The organism is Halogranum roseipondis (assembly GCF_059695585.1).
Window position 1 is genome coordinate 1,775,389 of sequence record NZ_CM185235.1, and the last position, 19,035, is coordinate 1,794,423.

Below are 19,035 nucleotides of genomic sequence, written 5' to 3' on the forward strand. Positions count from 1 at the left end.
TGTCTGTGTTGTCCCCCAGTTGCTCAGCTCTACCCAGACCGCTCCTACGTCGCCAGACTCGCTATACGTTAGAGATCCTTGAGGTCAGCAGCTGTGTGGTCGCTTCCGACCCACGTGATGTCGTGTTCTTTTGCGAGTTGGGCGAACTCCCACACGTTCAACCCCGCACGCTCGGCTGCCTTCGAGACGGTGACATCTCCCGCTTTGAGCTTCTCAAGTGCGCGCTCTTGTCGCCACTCTTCGAGCCCTTCGGCGAGGAGTTTTCGAATTCCGGTGCTTCGGTCGAGTTTCTCCGACTCGAGATACTCTTCAAGCTCTTCTTCGAGCTCGTCCGGAACGTGCGTTGATATCGTGCCCATGCTGTCTACGATATCTTCGTTGTGTACAAAGGCTCTATTGGGTTAACTTCCGATACTTGGGGAGTTGTTCTCGTCAACGGTGAGGAACGTGACTCAAGACACCCTGAAAGCCCCCGACCGCTCGACTCCCGCGACCACGCGAGACTGCGTCTCGCTGGCTTCCGTTCGCTTCGCGTACGGAACCCCCGCTGCGCGCCTCGCTTCGCTGCGGTGCTTGCGGGGTCGGGGTTCGCCGAGCGTCCGGCCCCTTTCGATCCCACCCGTGGTGTCGGTGTAGCATGGTCGTCTCGTGTGTGGTCGATGTGTCCACGACGGCACGCCCCGCTCGCCTCCTGCCGCCCACAGACGGCACGCCTCACTTCGTTCGCCGTGTCCCGTCCCCGGCGCGACTGCCGTCGCACCGGGCGTCGCTCGGACCCTTCCGGTCCGCCAGCAGGATAGTCCGGCGGTTTCTGCGCGCCTGCGGTGCTCGAAACGCGCACAGACTATCTCTGCTGGCCGCTCGCTGTGGGCGCCCCGGCGCGCGGTGCTGGTTCTGTGGCCTCACAGGCGCGTCTCGCTCGCTCCCGATGGTCGCTCACGAAGGCGCGAGCGAGACGCGCGGATGTCGGTGACGAAGCGTTGGGCGGAGATGAGACTCATGTAGTGGTGAGTGTCGGAGAAGACGCGGTAGTGGACGCGCCTTCGGGTAGAAACCCATGAAGGACTACAGCAACATCGGTAAAGAAGATTTGGAGCGACGAACGACTGACCGGACGAGTGAGTGTCCCGAGTGTGCGGGGCGACTCGGTGTGTCTGGAATCGAAACGATCTGCAGTGAGTGTGGGTTAGTGGTGCGGACGGACGCGGTCGACTGCGGGGTGTCATCAAGCGCGCACAAGCAGCTGGATGGGTCGGGACGACAAGAGTGGGCCATCGAGCCGACGACGGTGTTCAGAGCCGACAAGGGGCTGCACACGACGTTCTTCCTGCGAAGTGATGGCTACGGCAATCAACTCTCGGGGACGCAACTGAGTCGCTGGCGCTGGCTGCGACGGCTCGACCGGCGCATGGCCAAGCGGGATGCGCGGCTGAACGAGGCGCTCCGAGATGTGCAGACGATCGGCGGGAATCTCGGACTCCCGGGATACGTCCGTGAGGAAGCGTGTGCACTGATGCGAGTCGCGAGTGAGAAGCGACTGCCGGGCGGCTGGATGGCCTGGGAGTCGCTGGCGGGTGGGGCGGTGTTGTTGGCGGCGCGGCGAGCAGGGCTTCCCATCGGGTCGGAAGACGTGGCCATGTTCGCGAAGACGGACCACGAGCGACTCTGTGCGGCGGCGCGGAAGATCCGTATCGAGGGTGGATTGGTCGGGCAATACCCGCCGGTTCGGACGGGAGCAGTCAACGCCGTGTTGGCAGGACTGGGCGATGTCGTGGACGTGCGGACGCTTCTCGAGTTCGCCCAGATCGGGCGGTATCTCCTTTGGATGGCGGATGACGAGCCAGTCGGCGGTGGGACGGCACGCCTGACGGTTGCGGCGGCGGCGGTGTATGCGGCAGACCGGCTGACCCCTGGAAAGAGTCTGACCCAAGCGCAGGTGGTCGCGGCGGCACGGCCGGTGTGTGCGACGTCGAAATCGAAGGTCGCACAGTACTCGCAGGCACTCTACAACACCTACGAGACACGGCATGGACGGACGGCGCCGACGAGGGTGCTCGAAGCGAAGCGCGACACGGTGGCTGTGCGGTAGTCGGCATCCTCGGCTGCTTCTTTTTCGTCGCCAGCCACCCACAGCCCACCTCCCCACCCACCGCTCCCGGCCTCTGGCGAGGCCGGCAGCCACGACCGAGGTCGGTGGGAAGCTGTCCCTTGGAGTGTTATTTGTAAGACAATGACAAGAGAGGAGTGAGGAGTGCCTTAGTGAATTCTGCTCCGCAATTGAGTGGTGATCAAGCGTCTCCGACGATGTCGTCGAGGCCGAACAACCGGATGTCGTCGCGGTCGGCGGCGGCCTCGCGGATCGATTGCGTGAACCCGTTTCGGGCGAAGAGCGCATATTCATGCGTTATCGACTCACCGCTTGGTGACCATCGAATCTCGTCGGTGTGGGTTTCGAGTGACGCGAGCGCGCTGTAGTCGAGCGAGGAGTTCGTGAACTTGCACTCGCCTGTGACCATCGTGCCATCGTTCGTCAGACCGACAACATCGACTTCGTGCTCTTTGTACCACCACCGGCCGATATCGATGAACGTCTCCGCAGGGTACAGGTCCGGAAGGACATCTTGACAGAGTATCTCGAACTCTTGGCTCGCGAAATCGGCCAGCTCCGGTTCGATAACGGCCTCGTAGGCAGCACTGCCCAGTCGGTCATACCGGTCTTCGTTCCCATAGACGAACCGGAACCAAAACCGAAACAGCGGGTCGAGAATCCGATAGCGACCCCGACGTGACTTTGTCTTGTCCTCGGTGACTGGCACCTCACGTTCGATCAATCTGAGGCGCGCTAGCTTCTGCGTGTACGTCGAAATCTGCTTCCCATCGATTCCAATTGTCTGTGCAATCTCATTTGTGGTCGTATTCCCGGCAGCGATCGCTTTCAGGATGGCAAAGTATCGATTTGGTTCCGTAAGCTCAGTGCGAAGCACGTACTCGGGTTCGTTGTGGAGAAACCCCTGCTGGGAGAGGAGCGACTGTTGGATGATCGTTCCGAGATCTGAGTCACGTGTGACGCTGTCAAGATAGTACGGCGTGCCGCCGAACACACTCCACGCAAGCACCTGCTTCTCGGGTGTATAGGTGTCCGGGAAGAACTCGGATGCGGCGTCGAAGTCCAGCTGTTGGAGGTCGATTTTTTCGGTGAACCGACCGTACAGCGGGCTATTGCCGAGGAGCGTCGCCTCTTCCATCATGCTGATCGACGACCCGACTAGAATGAGTGTTCCTGCAGTCGCTTGGGTTTCTTGATCCCACAATCGCTGCACGACAGAGGGGAGACTCCCGTCAGCGTCGATGAGGTACGGGAATTCGTCGAGGACGACGATCGCATCCTGCTCTGTCAGGTACCCAAGGAGCGACTCCCACTCTTGTTTGATCCGGTCGACGCCAGGAAACGACTCTGAGGCGACATCGACGAACTCGTCGAGTTGCACCTGTGGCGTCGTCTCGGTCGCTTGGTACAGTACAGCGTCGTCGCGGTCTGACAGCGACTGTCGAACGAGTTCGGTTTTGCCGAGGCGACGACGACCGAAGATGACGACCATTTCAGCGTCATCCGAGTCATAGCAATCTCGAAGCCGCGAGAGTTCAGTCTCCCGGTCCACGAATCGGTCCATGCTGTCTCACGTCCAGACACCAGCATAACACTTCCGGGTAGCCAACTCTGAAATAGGCTATTTTGAAATAGGCTATTCTAAAATAGGTAATCTTCGAGTTTGTATCTGAACACCGATCCGCAGTAAACTACGGACCTGAATTGATGTGGAGAACACAGAGAGGAGCCGATTCGAGTGTTCAGATACGTCTACTAGATAACAGCGAGAGTTCCACAGGCCACCCAACCCGTGGTCGTTTACAGAAAGGCGAGGAGAAAGCTCACAATCAAAATCTCTCGACAATATCGTTCGAGGAGAACAGCGAGACGCCTTCACGAGTCGCGGCAGCCTGTTTGAGATCTGTGGAAAACCCGGAGCGACTGAAACAACAATAGTGGTAGGTTGGGTCGCCTCCCTCCGGAGGTGTCCATCGAATCTTGGCTGCCGTTTGCTCGAGTCTTACGAGGTCGCCTTCTGTCATCTGCCGCGTCGTGTACGTGCACTCTCCCGCGACGAGGGTGCCATCGTCACCAAGTCCGACGACGTCGAGTTCGTTCTCTTGATACCACCAGTAGCCAACCCTCTGGTACAACTTCGGGACGAGCTGTGGGAGTGCCTGCTGACAGATGATCTCGAACATCGTGCCCATGTAGTCAGCGAATTTCGGGGCGACAAGCTGGTCGTAGGCATCCTCACCGAGCTGGACGAGTTTCTCTTCCTGCCCGTAGACGAACCGGAACCAGAAGCGAAAGAGCGGTTCACTCAGTCGGTAGCGACTCGTCCGCGTCGTGTTAGGGTTCGCCGTGACGGGGATATCGCGCTCAATCAATCGGAGTCGACGAAGCTTTGTCAGATAGGTACTCAGTGAATTCGTATCGACTCCTGTGAAGCCCGCAATTTCGTTTGTCTCACGTTTGCCACTCGCAATCGCCCGTAGAATCGCGTAGTACGTCTGTGGCTCACGGATGCCGAACTCTGTTCGAAGCAGGAACTCAGGCTCGGTATGAAGCACGCCGTACTCCGACAGAATAAGCGATTGAATGTTTGCTGTGAGTGATTTCGACTGGTCAATCGCGCGAAGATAGTAGGGGGTCCCGCCAAAGACGTCCCACGATTCCAGCAGCTCCTCTGGGTCGGCTGTCGGGTACAACGCTGTCGCATCACCAATCCCGAGTGGTGGCAGATCAAGTGCAAGCGTTCGTCGGCCGTATAGTGGACTGCCTCCATCGAGGACCTTCTCTTCCATCACGCTAATCGAAGAGCCAACGAGAACGAGCGTCATCGCCGTGTCTTCAAGCGTGGTGTCCCAGACACGCTGGAGCTTCGATGGGAGTGACTCATCGGACTGCACGAGATACGGGAACTCGTCGATGACAACGAGTGCGTCTTCGCGACCGAGTGCTCGGAGCAATGCTTCCCAATCGCGCTTGATGTCTGTCAGGTGTGGATACGACTCGCTTGCTGTGTCAACGAAATCTGTGAGCTGAACCTCTGGCGTCTCCTCGGTGGCTTGCCAGTAGACCGCTTTTGGGTAGTCTTTGATCGACTCCCGAACAAGCGCACTCTTTCCGAGGCGTCGGCGGCCATAGACAACGATGAACTCCGCCTGCTCGCGTGCATATCGCGATCGAAGTGCCTCAAGTTCGTCGTCGCGGTTCACGAACACACGGTCTTCCATTGGGAGTGTACGATACACTCTGTTATAGAATCTCGATTTGTAGAATCTCGATTTACAAAACTACGATTTCACTAATCTAGATTTCCTAATCAAATCGTCCGTCTGGTGTAACACTACTCGAAACTTCTTTATAAATGAAGTTCGTATTATGTTACAGCGTGTTGCGACGCATTGAACTTGAGGTCCTCGCTGTCGTCGAACGTGGCGACACGATCTCCGAGTTGGCAACGAAGCTGGACTATAGCGAGAGCTACCTCTCTAGGGCGGTTACAGACCTCGTCAAGCATGGGTTAGTCTACACGAAACGCGATGGCCGCCGGAAGCGGATTATCGCTTCGGATGCCCGAGCGGTCGAGATCTACCACGATCTCGTCCGCCAGCACTCCCACATCGACTTCCCCGAGTTATTGACGGGCAAGGCACTCGAGGTCCTCTATTATTGTGACCAGCCACGAACCGTTGCCGACATCGCTGAACAGAGCGGTAACTACCGCAACACTGTCAACCGAATTCTCAAACAATTTCGAGACCGTGGTCTCGTCGGTACCGATGACGGTCGCTATCACTTCAACGGCGACTTCAGCCGGCTGCATGAATTCGCCTGTGAACTCATACACCACCTTCATCGCCAACGCCTCGAATCGGTTGCTCCAGACGGGACGATTCTCTGGGAGGACTACGACGAGTTTCTCGCTCAAACGGAACAGGAGATTGACGCCGAGCACTTCCATGAGACCGGGCTTGCGCGTTTTGCGGCGTTCGACCTCCAGTTTCTGCTGACTCGTCACCGCTACTACCGCTACTCCACGGAACTCGATTCGGTGTCACCGGCGGAGCTGTGTTGTCACACGCTGTTAATCGACGACGGTCCCCGCTACCGGTCGTACTGTCTCCTCCTTCTCAGCCACGTTGACGTCGACGAAGACGAACTCCAAGACCAAGCGGCAAAATACGGACTGGAAGGGACGGTCAACGCCTTGCTTCGATACCTCGAAACGCACGGTAACGGTGAGGGAACCGATCTCCCGGAGTGGTCCGAACTCCAGGAGTTGGCAGCTGACTACGAGGTGTCTCTTCCCCAATGAGGCCGACATTCGGACGCAACTACATTGAAGATGAGTTCCAGCGCATCGCAGATGGATTGTCGAATCAGCTGACAGTCTACTTGATTGGCGGCGGTGCAATGTCGCTCCGCAATCTTAAGGATGCAACCAAGGATATCGACCTCGTCGTTCCAGACAGTGACGCGTACGGTCAGTTGTGGGCTGTCATGATGGACCTCGGGTATTCAGAGGTCCAATCACTCGATTCCGACTACCGGGCGCTGGGAGCGACGAGCTGTGTCGAGAATGCTGATGGGTGCCGGCTCGACATGTTCAACCAGCAGGTGGCGAACAAGCTCGTGCTAACCGATGGGATGCGAGAATGTAGCGAACCGTTCTTCACGACGAATCAACTGACCGTTCGTTTAGTTAGCAACGAGGATATTTTCCTGTTCAAACTGGTTGCAGGCCGTGACGACGACATCGAGGATACAAATATGCTCGTACAGGCTGGACTCGACTATGACGTTGTCCAGACTGAGCTCAGTGCCCAGATTGAGCAACTCAACGACGACCAGTTCACGACGTTCGCAAACGAGGCCTTGATCGACCTGAAAGAACGGTACGGGGTAACCACACCCATCGAAGACCGCATCCAAGGGCTGACGACGCGGTACTACAGCGGGCTCGAAGTGCTCCAAACGCTCGATCGCCCGAGGACTGTCGACGAATTGGCCGCCAATTTGGACCTCGACGTCGCTGAAGTCCGAGACCGTGTCGCGTATCTCGTGGAGTTCGACCGGGTCTCACGAGATGGCGAGACAGTCCGTCCAACTGAGTAGCACGACGATCTTTTAGTTCGCAGTCGCAGCGTCCGTGTTCGAAACGGCAATTGCACGAATCCTGAAACCTACGAATACCGCGTTCGGATTGAGGATGACATCCCGGTCTCTTGTACCTGTTCCGCAGACGAACACTTCGAGTGGGGCGTGCAAACACCGCGTTGCCGTTGCAATTCGAACACCAGTGCTTACTGCAGCGACGACTTGGCCAGTCGCTGATGGTGGTGCCCCTCCGGAGGAAACGTCGGATGAGAGGCAACAGACGGAGCCAGACGACGAAGACTGTAACTGTGAGGGTCTCACAGAGACGTTACCGTGTTGGAAATATGGTCGGACTGGTCAACTCGTTGTTGGTGAGCGGCGTCGGCGGGCGGACGCCCGCCGGCGGAACCCTCTTGAAGATGGGTCGCAGGGAGTCTGTATGCGTCGGAACTTCCTGTCGGTCTTGTTCGCACTTGACGCGACACTGCTCGTGCTCCTCGTCATCGCGTTCCAGTTCGTCGAGGCAGGCACGAGCGAGTACGCCATCCTGCAGGTCTCACTGGGGGTCATCCTCCTCACGGTCGTCGGTCTCGCCATCGCTGCCCGACGCGGCCAGCGACTGTTCGAACCGTAACAGCCGTTCTCCCTCCTCACCAGACCTGCTCGATCGTGGACTCGCGGGCGTGCGCGACCACGCCGTATTCTGACTTGCTCAAAAGTATCAGCTAAAGTATTTATTGGGCTCCTACACCAAAACTATCATGAAAAATACATATGTACTACGAGGGGAATTGAGTGTCCATGTCCAATACTCACACAGGACAGGGACAGAGAGACCGACGAAAAACACGCCGCCGCTTCCTCCAGTCTGTTGGAGTGGCTGGGGCCGTCAGCGTCGCCGGTTGTGCGGGCTCGAATACGGAAGCCGCCGGCGACGACGCGGGCACGTCGGCCACAGCTGACGACGCGACACAGAGCTCAGACAGTGTTTCGATGACCGACCGGACGTTCGTCACGGCGACGACGAACGTCCCGAAGGACATGCAGTTCAACCCGTACGGCCAGAAGTACCCCGACCGGGCGGCATTCGCGCTGTTCGAGAATCTCCTCTACGTCAACGAGGCGACGAGCACGTTCATGCCTGGCGTCCTCAGCGAGTGGGAGATCGGCGACGAGTCGGTGACGCTCTCGGTGCGTGACGGCTACCACTGGCACAGCGGCGACGCGGTGACAGCCGACGACGTCGCGTTCAAACTCAAACTCGACATTCACGACGGGGCCGCCCTCAGCAACATCGTCGCCCCCGAGGACGTCAGCGTCGTCGACGATACGACGCTCGAACTCGGGCTCAAACGCCCGGTCGCCAAAGAAGTGTTCCTCTACTCGCTGAAACCGATCGCGCTCGACACCCCACGCGAAGAGTTCCAAGAGTTCCTCGACGCCTACGAGGCCGACGGCGAGGCGCCGGGACTCACCGAGAAGACGCTCGAGAAACCCAACGGGACGGGACCGTTCGCGTTCGTCCACGCCCGAAACCAAGAACTGCTTGCTGAGCGCTTTGCGGATCATCCGGATGCCGACCAGATCAACTTCGCGCAGATGCGGTGGGACTACCTCCAGTCGAACCAAAAGCAGTGGCAGGCACTGCGAACCGACAGTATCGACGGCATCGACAACGTGTTCACGCCTGAGAACATCGCGCAGTCCTACGGTGACCACGTCCGTGAGATCCAGATGCCCGCCAACTGGGGGATGGGGATCATGTTCAACCACGAACATGAACACTACAGCCAACAGAAGGTCAAACAGGCGATCCAGTACGTCATCGACCGCGAGAAACTCGCCCAGACCGCGGGCAGTAAGATGCACGTTCCCGTCGAGGTTCCGTGTGGACTGCCGGGCAACTTCGACGGCAGTTACAAAGAGTGGCTCGGGAACTCGCTGTCGGACTTCGAGAAGTACGAGCCGAACACCGAGAAGGCGGCGCAACTGCTCGAATCGGCTGGCTTCTCGAAAGCCGATGGCACGTGGGTCGACGCCGATGGGAAACCCCTCGAGTTCCCGTACAAGATTCCGGCTGGCTGGAACGACTGGACCGCTGGTGGCCAATCGATCGTCCAGGACCTCAACGAGTTCGGCATCGAGGCGTCGCTCAACCCGAGTCAGTCCTACTGGGGCGACATCTACGGCAACCAAGAGTACGTCGTCGCCGGACTCGGATGGCCCGACGGAAAGCTGTACCCGTACTTCTCGCTCAACAAGCTCCTCAACGGTTTCCGCTCGCGGGATATCCTGAACTTCCCGCGCTCGGTAGAGGTGCCGCCACTCGGCAACCCGAATGGCGAGACTCGGACGGTCGAGTTGGAGCCCGAACTAGAGGAGCTCGCTGGGCTCTCCGGTGACAAAGCCAAACAGAAGACGCAGGAACTCGCGTGGATCGTCAACCAGCATCTCCCGATGGCGCCCCTGATGGAGAAGGTCGACCAGTCGTGGCTGACGACCGACGACTGGAACACCGTTACCGACGAGGATGTCGCCGCGATCGTCGACTGGCCACAGTACTACCTCCCCCGTGAGGGCAAGCTGACCGCCAAGCCGGAGTGAGTCACAGATGTACGACTACTTCGTCAAACGAACGCTCCAGGCACTCTTCACGACGTTCGTCGTGGTGTCGCTCTCGTTCGGGCTGGTCCGGCTCATGCCCGGCAACCCCGCCGACCAACTCCGCGGCCAGCTCATCCGCAACAACCCCAGTCTCTCCCAACAGGAGATCAACCGACGAGTCGCGAACTACATCAACGTCGACTTTTCGGCGCCGCTCCACGAGCAGTATCTCAATTATGTGCTCGGTGTCCTGCAGGGGGATCTCGGGCAGTCGATCAGCCAGAACGCCCCCGTTGCCGAGGTGCTCGGCGGGGCGCTCCCGTGGACGATCTTCGCGTTCTCGGTCGCGATCCTGCTCATGTTCGTCGTCGGTATCTCGCTTGGCTCGATCATGGCCTACTGGGAGGGCAGTCGTTTCGACATGGGCACGACGGGGCTCGGCATCGTGCTCAACTCGACGCCGAACTACGTGACGGGGCTGTTGTTCCTCTACATCTTCGGGTTCACGCTCGGCTGGTTCCCGACGAGTGGACACATCTCCTCGGCGGTCGTGCCGATCGTCGATCCCCTCAAACCCGTCGCGACGTTCCAGTTCGTCGCCGACGCGATGTATCACGCGAGTCTCCTCATCGGGGCCGTCGTCATCACCGGGTTCGGTGGCGTCGCCCTCGCCATGCGCGGCAACAGCATCCAGGTACTCGGTGAGGACTACCTCCGGGTCGCTCGGCTTCGTGGTCTCTCGGATACGCGTATCGCCCTGCGGTACGTCGCCCGCAACGCGATCCTCCCGATGTACACGGGGTTGCTGCTCGCGTTTGGCGGCGTCATCGGCGGCTCTGCGATCCTCGAACAGGTGTTCACCTACCCAGGGCTCGGCTACTACATCGTCGCTGCCGTCGAGGCGCGCGACTACCCACTGATGATGGGCGGGTTCATCCTCATCACGCTTGCCGTCGTCGTCGGTGCGTTCATCGCCGACCTGACGTACGGCCTCGTCGACCCACGTGTCTCCACAGGCGGTGACTCCGCATGAGCCGTGAGAACCACTCCAATACGTTCGCCACCAGCGGTTCCGGCGGGTTTGGGACCGTCGCCGAGTCCTCGTTGACCCGCTCCGAGCGGGTCCGTCGCGTGCTCGACCTCTGGCTCGCCGCCCCGCTTCGCGTCATCTGGAACGACGTTCGCGCGCGGATCGGCGTGACGCTCCTCGTCGGGTTCGGTCTTATGGGACTGGTCGGTCCATCGCTCGTTGCCGAACCCAGCGTCGGGCAGGCCCCACTGCTCGTCGGCCCCTTCGAGGGCGGGCTCGTCGGTGGGAGTTGGTACGCGCTGACGACGACAGAGCTGTTCGGTGTCTCTCTCCCGTGGCTGGCGCTGCAGTGGCCACTCGGCACCGACAACGTCGGCCGTGGGATCCTCGAACAGGTGGTCCACGCCACCCCGCGGATGCTCACGATGATTGCGACTGCCGGGCTGTTCGTCACGGTGCTCGGCACGAGCATCGGCGCACTCGCCGGCTACAGCGGTGGCCGCATCGACCAGACGCTCTCGACAGTCATCGACATCGTGATGACGCTGCCAGGGCTGCCGCTGCTCTTGATCCTCGTCGCACTGCTCGAACCGAAGAGCCCGGTCGTACTCGGCATCGTCCTCTCGCTGCAGGCGTGGGCCGGGATGGCTCGGGCCATCCGCTCGCAGGTGCTCACCATCCGCTCGACCTCCTACGTCGAGGCCGCACAGGCGATGGGGCTGTCGACGCCCACGATTGTCGCGAAGGAGGTCGTCCCCAACATCATGCCGTTCGTGATGATCAACATGGTCAACGCCATGCGCGGGGTCATCTTCGCCTCGGTCGGGCTCTACTTCCTCGGTCTCTTGCCATTCTCGGAGATTGCCAACTGGGGCGTCATGCTCCAACTGGCCTACTCCAACGGCGGGATGCTCACGCTCGAGGCCGCCCACTGGCTCCTCGTGCCGATGGTCGCCATCATCCTGCTGTCGATGGCACTCATCCTGTTCGCCCAGGGGATGGACCGCGTGTTCAACCCCCGCGTCCGCGCTCGACACGCGACCACGACGTCGACGGCCGACGACACCTCCTCATCCGATCCAGCGTCGCCCGATCCCACGTCACCAGCCCCGGCCATGGGAGGTGACCGATGAGCGAGTCGTCCCCCACGGAGGTCACGACAGTCGTCGACGCCGCCACGGATCCGAGCGCCGACGACGTCGTCCTCGAGTGTCGGAATCTGTCGGTCGCCTTCGAGATGGACCGCGGGACCTCCCGTGTCCTCCACGACGTCGACATCGATATCCGTCGGGGCGAGATTCTCGGCATCGTCGGCGAGAGCGGGAGTGGGAAGTCGATGTTCGCCTCGGCGTTATTGAACGCCGTCGTCGAACCGGGTCGTACCGACGGCACCGTCACCTACCACCCGCCCGACGACGAGTCGGTCGACGTACTCGAACTCGAGAAGGGGCCGCTTCGGACCCTCCGCTGGGAGGAAATCTCGATGGTGTTCCAGGGGGCGATGAGCTCGTTCAACCCGACGATGGACTTCCGCGAGCACTTCGTCGAGACGCTCGAGGCACACGACTACGACGTCGCTGCGGGTCTCGAACGTGCGGAGGAACTTCTCGCGGACCTCTATCTCGACTCCGACCGCGTGCTCGATTCGTACCCCCACGAACTCTCCGGGGGGATGAAACAGCGAGTGCTCATCGCACTCTCGTTAGTTCTCGAGCCGGAGGTGCTCGTCATGGACGAGCCGACGGCCGCGCTGGACCTGCTCATGCAGCGGTCGATCATCAGCCTGCTGTCGGAACTGCGTGACAAGTACGACCTCACGATGGTCTTCATCACACACGACCTCCCGCTGGTCACCAAACTCGCAGACCGTATCGGCGTCCTCTACGCCTTCGAGTTCGCTGAAGTCGGCGATACAACGGAGATGGTCCGCGATCCGAAACATCCCTACACCCGTGCGTTGCTCAATGCGACGCCGAACCTCGACGCGCCGCTCTCGGAGATGCGACCGATTGCGGGCGCTGCGCCCGACCCAGTTGCCGTCCCTGCGGGCTGTCCGTATCACGAGCGCTGTCCGATGGCGACACCGGAGTGTGAGGACGTGAAGCCACCGATGGAGTCGGTGACGAAGACCCACGAGGTCGCCTGTCACCACTGGCGCGACATCGACGACGAGATTCCCCTCTCGACGGGGGTGGAACGATGAGTGCCGACGAGCCGGTGCTCTCGCTTTCGAACGTCGACGTCCACTTCGAGAAGGCCGGCAGCGGTCTGAACCCCTTCGCAGCTCGCGATACGGTCCGTGCGGTCGACGGGGTCGACCTCGACATCGACAGTAACGACGTCGTCGCCATCGTCGGCGAGTCCGGCAGCGGCAAGACGACACTCGGCAAGACGGCCGTCGGTCTCCAGCAACCGACCGGCGGCTCGATCAGCTATCGCGGGCAGGATATCTGGCAGGCCAAAGGCTGGGGCTCCAACCCCGAGATTCCCTTCGAGGAGATTCGTCGGTCGCTGCAGATCATCCATCAGGACCCCGGCGCGGCACTGAACCCGAACCGGACCGTCCTCTCGTCGCTCGCCGCCCCGCTGAAACGGTGGCAACCCGACCTCGGCCCGGAGGACCGCGAGGCGCGTATCCTCCACTTCATCGAGCGTGTGGGAATGTCGCCGCCGGAGGACTACGCTCATCGCTACCCCCACCAGCTCTCGGGTGGCGAGAAACAGCGCGTCGCGCTCGTCCGGGCACTCCTGATGAACCCGGACGTGATTCTCGCCGACGAGGCCGTGTCGGCGCTGGACGTGAGCCTTCGCGTCGAGATGATGGATCTGATGCTCGAACTCCAAGCAGAGTTCGATACGTCCTTCCTGTTCATCAGCCACGACCTCTCGAACGCACGCTACATCGCCGAACACGCGGGTGGCCGCCTCGGCGTGATGTATCTCGGTGAACTCGTCGAACTCGGTCCAGCTGAGGAAGTGCTCCAGAACCCCCAGCACCCCTACACGAAGGTGCTGAAGTGGGCGACGCCGGAGCTCGGCGTCGACGAGGGACCGACCGAGCCGCCCGTCCGCGAGATCGACATCCCAGACCCGGTGAACCCGCCGGCTGGCTGTCGATTCCACACCCGGTGTCCGAACGCCACTGAACAGTGCCGTCAAGCGCCACCGGACGTGGCCACTGTCAGCGACGATGGGCGACACCGCGTCGCCTGCTATCGATCGACCGACGACGATGCCTACTGGAACAGCACTCCGCTCGACGGAGCGGAGAAGTAACGCACACGACACACATGACAGACGAACACACGACAGACGACGCGAACGCAAGCGAGTCGATCATGACACACTCACTCAGTCGTCGCCACTACCTCGGTGGTGTTGGCGCACTCGGACTGGCCAGCATTGCTGGCTACTCTTCGGAGGGCCGCGCAGCAGATTCGAGTGTGGTCAGCGTCGGCGCTGGCAGTTACACCACGACACTTCCCAGCGGGGAGGGGTCGCCACCGGCGACAGTCTACGCCACGGGCGACATCGCCGCACCGTATCCGACGAACGACTGGTGGAGTAGCATCCTCTTCGAACAGTACGGGTCCCCGCTGTGGGCACACCCACTTGCCGGACAAGCGACGAGTGAGGGGTTGGAGCTCTCGCACCCGACGGAGTGGACGTTCACGAACGACTCGGGGGACAGTAACCGTGACAACATCGCTGCGATGGACGACAGCACCGACGTCACCCTCTCGACGACGGGCGGCTCATTCGCTGACACGCAGTGTGCTGGCTACGGTGACTGGCACACTGACATTCGCTGGGGAGCGGGTGACTCGACGACGCCGACGCTCGACGTCACCCTCACGCAGGGGTCGCCGTTCGCGTTCGCGGAAATCTCGGGCGGGGACGCAGAACTCACGTTCGCTACGACGCCCACCGTCTGGGCCGACCAAGGGAACGTCCTCGGCGTCTCGGTCAACGGCCACCACTACGGTCTCTTCGCCCCCAACGGGTCGACGTGGAGCGGTCTCGAATCTGCGACGCTGACCAGTGCGCTCGACGGGGCCGGCTACCTCACGATTGGCGTCCTTCCCGAGGCGACGACGACGGCGCTCTCGCGCTACGAATCCTACGCCTACAACCAGATCACGGGAACTACCGTCTCGTGGAGCTACGACGAGGCTGCCGGTGCGGTGCGGACGACCCACACGTTCGAGACGACCGATCGCGCCGAGTCGTCGGCAAGCGGCACTATCGCCGCCCTCTACCCCCATCAGCACAAGAACACCACTGCCACACTGGATGGCGACACGTTCGTCTCCCCGCGCGGGACGATGCAGACGACGACTGGCACCTCCTTCGAGACAGTCCTCGAGCTCCCACCGGTCCTGCCGTACATGCCCGACGTCGGCAGTGTCGACCAGACTCGGCTCGCTGGCTACGTCGACGACGTCGAGGCGGAGTCGCCGCTGGTTCGTACTGGTTCGGACACGCCCGGTGACGGAACCTACTGGACGGGCAAGAACTACGAGCGGCTCGCGCAGTTACGTCCCATCGCCGAACAGGTCGGCGACACGACTGCCGCCGACACGTTCGTCACGGCACTCCGAACCGATCTGGAGACGTGGCTCGATGCGTCTGTCTCGGGGTCGACCGACTCGGAGGACGTCTTCTACTACGACGACACGTGGGGGACGCTCATCGGCTACAACGATTCTTTCGGCTCTGGAGCGGACCTCAACGACCACCACTTCCACTATGGCTACTATGTGAAGGGTGCCGCCGAGATCGCACGGCGGAACCCAACGTGGGCCGACGCGTCCAACTGGGGCGGGATGATCGACCACGTCATCCGCGACTACGCAAACCCCTCGCGGACGGACTCGATGTATCCGTTCTTGCGGAACTTCGGTCCGTATGCCGGTCACTCGTGGGCCTCTGGCAACGCCGGCTACGAACTCGGCAACAACCAGGAGTCCTCGTCGGAAGCCGTCAACGCGTACGCGGCCATCCTGCTGTACGGCGAGTACACCGGAGACACCGAACTCCGTGACCTCGGTGCGTATCTCGTCGCTCACGAGACGGCCGCCGTCGACGAGTACTGGTACGACGTAGACGAAGAGAACCACCCCTCGTCGTGGAACTACAGCTACGCCGCGATCGTGTGGGGTGCAGGCTACAAGTACGACACCTGGTGGACCGACGACGTCGAAGCCATCCACGGCATCAACGCACTGCCCGTCGGTGGGCACTCGCTGTCGCTCGGTCGGAATCGGGCGGCCGCAGCGTCGACGTACACCGAACTTGTCGACGCTAACGGTGGCGACTACTTCGATTATTGGCCCGACATCCTCTGGGAGTACCGGGCGTTCAGCGACCCGGCCGACGCCCTGAGCCTCTTCGAGGGGCGGGCGTCCAGTTACGCCGTCGAATTCGGCGAGTCGAAAGCGCACACCTACCGCTGGCTGACGGCGATGGACGGTCTCGGTGCGGTCGACGCCAGTGTTTCGGCTGACACACCGCTCGCCGCCGTCTTCGACGACGGCACCGCGAAGACCTACGTCGCCTACAACGCCGCCGACACGGAGACGACCGTGACCTTCTCCGATGAGACGTCGCTGTCGGTTCCGGCGAACTCGCTGGCGACGACGGGCGGGAGTTCCGACTCGGACTCGGGTGGCTCCGACGGCTCGAGTGCACCCACTATCGACTCGGTGTCGACGACAACCAGCACGACGGGACCGTGGACGAACGCGACCGTCGACTGGACCGTCTCGGACGCCGACGGCGACCTCCAGTCGGTCACAGTCGACCTCCGTGACGACGCGGGGACGGTGCTGGACGAGACGACGACGGCTGTCTCTGGGTGCTGTGCCTCGGGAACGGCGGACCTGCGGACGAAGACCACGCCGACGACGGTCGCCGTGACGGTGACCGACGCCGCGAATCAGACGACTACCAACACTACAACGCTATGACGACTCACGACACACAGCTGACGCAGACGGACGAGACAGACGACCGCGTCGAGACGCTCCTCGACGAGATGACGCTTCGCGAGAAGGCCGCCCAACTTGCGGGCACGTACGTCGGCACGATGGGGGAAACCCGAACCGTCGACGACGCCGAAGAGATGGTCCGCAAGCACGGGATCGGCTTCGTCACCCCGTTCGGCTACGGCGCCTCCCCACACCGCGACTCCGAGGAAGTCGTCGACATCGCCAACGAACTCCAGCGCATCGCCCGCGAGGAGACCAGACTGGGGATTCCGATTCTCATCCCGGTCGACGCCATCCACGGGCATGCGTACGTCGAAGACACGACGGTCTTCCCGCACAACATGGCCGTCGCAGCCGCCCGCGATCGGACGCTCGCCGAGCACATCGGCACTGTCACGGCGACCGAGGTCGCTGCGACGGGGTCGAGTCTCACCTACGGGCCAACCTGTGACGTCGCTCGCGACCCGCGCTGGGGGCGCACCTTCGAGACGTTCGGCGAGTCGCCGTATCTCGTCGGGGAACTCGCCGCGGCGAAAGCCCGCGGCATTCGTGGTGCACCCGTCGACGTCGCCGCGATGGCGAAACACTTCCCGGCGTACGGCGAACCCGAACGCGGTGAAGACGCCTCGCCAGTCGACAAGTCGCTCTCGTCGCTCTACCGTGATTTCCTGCCGCCGTTTGAGAAGGTACTCGCCGAAGACGTCGAAGGCGTCATGCCGAGCTACAACTCCATCAACGGCGAACCCTCTCACGGCTCGCAGTACTGGCTGACCGACGTCCTTCGTGACGACCTCGGCTTCGAGGGCTACGTCGCGTCCGACTGGAACGGCATCAACATGCTTCACGAGAACCACGGGGTCGCAACGAGTCCGAAGGACTCGATCTATCAGTCGTTCACCGCTGGTGTCGACGTTCACTCGCTGGGCGAGGTCGCACACGTCGACCACATGGTCTCGCTCGTCGAGTCCGGCGCAGTCGACGAAGCGGCTGTCGATGCGTCTGTCCGTCGGGTCCTCCAACTCAAGTCCGACCTCGGACTGTTCGAGGACCCGTTCGTCGACACCGACGAATCCGCAGACACACTCGGCACCGACGCCCACCGAGATGTCGCTCTCGAGGCGGCACGCAAGTCGATGACGCTGGTGAAAAACGACGACTGTCTGCCGTTCGAGTCTGACGTCGGTGACCTCCTCGTCACGGGGCCGAACGCCGACGACCTGACGAACCAGGTCGGTGGCTGGAGCCTCAAAGAAGCGGACGAACTCGAAGGCACGACGATCAAGGAGGGCATCGAAGCCGTCGTCGACGCCGACACGACAGTTCGCTTCGAGCGTGGGTCGGGCATCGACGAACCTGCTGACCTCGATGCGGCAGTCGCAGCCGCTGAAGCCGCCGACGCTGCCGTCGTCGTCCTCGGAGAGAACTGGTATCTCCACGAGTTCGGGCCGCAAGATGTGAACGGGCCGACCGAGGCGTTCCCGAACCGGTCGGCGCTGACGCTCCCTGCTGCACAGCGCACGCTCCTCGAAGCGGTCGTCGAGACGGGAACGCCGACGGCGCTCGTCCTCGTCTCTGGACGACCGCTCGCTATCCCGTGGGCCGCTGAACACGTCGACGCCATCGTCCAGGCGTACTACCCGGGCGCAGACGGTGGACAGGCAGTCGCCGAGACGCTGTTCGGACACAACAACCCGAGCGGCAAACTCCCGATCTCGGTGCCGCGCTCGGAGGGACAGCTCCCACTCCGACACAACTATCTCCCGCATCCCTACCCGATCGGCGACGACGAGCATCTGCCGTCGTACGACCCACTGTGGGCGTTCGGACACGGCCTCTCGTACACCGACTTCGAGTATCGCGGGCTGTCGGTGTCGGATGCGTCGCTTGCCGAAGGTGAATCGATTACAGCCTCGGTCACACTCGCGAACACGGGTGAGCGAGCGGGTGAGGAGGTCGTCCACCTGTTCGGCGGTCGTGAGCACGCATCGGTCGTCACGCCGGTCGAGGAACTCGTCGGCTTCCAACGAGTCTCACTCGACCCGGGTGAAGAGACGACCGTCGAGTTCGAGATTGCAGCCGAGGCGTTCGACGTCGTTCGTCCGGATGGAAGCAGTCGATTCGAGTCGGGTGAACTCTCGCTTCGATGTGAGTCACTGGACGCGTCGCTCACGGCAGTCGTCGACTGAAAACGACTGCACACGCAGGATCTGGTTTGA

Annotated in this window: 14 protein-coding genes; 11 read left to right on the top strand and 3 right to left on the bottom strand. The window is 61.6% G+C overall.

All coding sequences use genetic code 11. The features are described from left to right. Positions 1–68: 68 nt before the first annotated feature. The gene (locus tag EOHIBHHM_RS09450) at positions 69–359 is read right to left on the bottom strand and encodes a UPF0175 family protein (protein WP_497256821.1); all 291 of its coding nucleotides are present in this window, start codon (positions 357–359) and stop codon (positions 69–71) included. A gap of 791 nt (positions 360–1,150) precedes the next feature. Here EOHIBHHM_RS09450 and EOHIBHHM_RS09455 point away from each other — a divergent pair. Then, a complete protein-coding gene (locus EOHIBHHM_RS09455) occupies positions 1,151–2,089 on the top strand; it encodes a transcription initiation factor IIB family protein (RefSeq protein ID WP_497256823.1) in 939 nt (312 codons plus the stop codon). A gap of 199 nt (positions 2,090–2,288) precedes the next feature. Here the strand turns inward: EOHIBHHM_RS09455 and EOHIBHHM_RS09460 are convergent, their stop codons facing one another. Together EOHIBHHM_RS09460 and EOHIBHHM_RS09465 are read right to left on the bottom strand one after the other, a co-directional pair. Further along, complete coding sequence (locus tag EOHIBHHM_RS09460) at positions 2,289–3,671, bottom strand: ATP-binding protein (RefSeq protein WP_497256825.1); 1,383 nt, start codon at positions 3,669–3,671, stop codon at positions 2,289–2,291. A gap of 265 nt (positions 3,672–3,936) precedes the next feature. Next, on the bottom strand, positions 3,937–5,328 hold the full coding sequence (locus tag EOHIBHHM_RS09465) for an ATP-binding protein (protein WP_497256827.1): 1,392 nt from the start codon (positions 5,326–5,328) through the stop codon (positions 3,937–3,939). A 158-nt stretch (positions 5,329–5,486) separates the two neighbouring features. On the opposite strand from EOHIBHHM_RS09465, the gene EOHIBHHM_RS09470 reads away from it, so the two are divergent. The 10 genes from EOHIBHHM_RS09470 to EOHIBHHM_RS09515 all read left to right on the top strand — a co-directional run bounded on the left by EOHIBHHM_RS09470 (position 5,487) and on the right by EOHIBHHM_RS09515 (position 19,005). Next, on the top strand, positions 5,487–6,413 hold the full coding sequence (locus tag EOHIBHHM_RS09470) for a MarR family transcriptional regulator (protein ID WP_497256829.1): 927 nt from the start codon (positions 5,487–5,489) through the stop codon (positions 6,411–6,413). Continuing rightward, positions 6,410–7,213 (top strand): DUF6036 family nucleotidyltransferase, encoded by an 804-nt coding sequence (locus EOHIBHHM_RS09475; protein WP_497256831.1) that lies wholly within the window; start codon positions 6,410–6,412, stop codon positions 7,211–7,213. The genes EOHIBHHM_RS09470 and EOHIBHHM_RS09475 overlap by 4 nt, the downstream gene beginning before the upstream one ends. Before the next feature lie 421 nt (positions 7,214–7,634). Continuing rightward, complete coding sequence (locus EOHIBHHM_RS09480) at positions 7,635–7,829, top strand: hypothetical protein (protein ID WP_089820461.1); 195 nt, start codon at positions 7,635–7,637, stop codon at positions 7,827–7,829. A gap of 359 nt (positions 7,830–8,188) precedes the next feature. Beyond that, entirely contained in the window at positions 8,189–9,799 is a 1,611-nt protein-coding gene (locus tag EOHIBHHM_RS09485) for an ABC transporter substrate-binding protein (protein ID WP_497256833.1), read from the top strand. A gap of 7 nt (positions 9,800–9,806) precedes the next feature. Then, positions 9,807–10,832 carry an ABC transporter permease gene (locus tag EOHIBHHM_RS09490; protein WP_497256835.1) on the top strand — a complete coding sequence of 342 codons (1,026 nt, stop codon included), beginning with the start codon at positions 9,807–9,809 and terminating at the stop codon, positions 10,830–10,832. Further along, the gene (locus EOHIBHHM_RS09495) at positions 10,829–11,962 is read left to right on the top strand and encodes an ABC transporter permease (protein WP_497256837.1); all 1,134 of its coding nucleotides are present in this window, start codon (positions 10,829–10,831) and stop codon (positions 11,960–11,962) included. The genes EOHIBHHM_RS09490 and EOHIBHHM_RS09495 overlap by 4 nt, the downstream gene beginning before the upstream one ends. Further along, on the top strand, positions 11,959–13,032 hold the full coding sequence (locus tag EOHIBHHM_RS09500; RefSeq protein ID WP_497256839.1) for an ABC transporter ATP-binding protein: 1,074 nt from the start codon (positions 11,959–11,961) through the stop codon (positions 13,030–13,032). The genes EOHIBHHM_RS09495 and EOHIBHHM_RS09500 overlap by 4 nt, the downstream gene beginning before the upstream one ends. After that, positions 13,029–14,105: an ABC transporter ATP-binding protein gene (locus EOHIBHHM_RS09505; protein WP_497256841.1), complete on the top strand. Its 1,077-nt coding sequence runs from the start codon at positions 13,029–13,031 to the stop codon at positions 14,103–14,105. The genes EOHIBHHM_RS09500 and EOHIBHHM_RS09505 overlap by 4 nt, the downstream gene beginning before the upstream one ends. Positions 14,106–14,119: 14 nt before the next feature. Continuing rightward, positions 14,120–16,798, top strand: a complete 2,679-nt coding sequence (locus tag EOHIBHHM_RS09510; protein ID WP_497256843.1) for a glycosyl hydrolase — start codon at positions 14,120–14,122, stop codon at positions 16,796–16,798. Then, complete coding sequence (locus EOHIBHHM_RS09515) at positions 16,795–19,005, top strand: glycoside hydrolase family 3 N-terminal domain-containing protein (protein WP_497256845.1); 2,211 nt, start codon at positions 16,795–16,797, stop codon at positions 19,003–19,005. The genes EOHIBHHM_RS09510 and EOHIBHHM_RS09515 overlap by 4 nt, the downstream gene beginning before the upstream one ends. Positions 19,006–19,035: the final 30 nt, after the last annotated feature.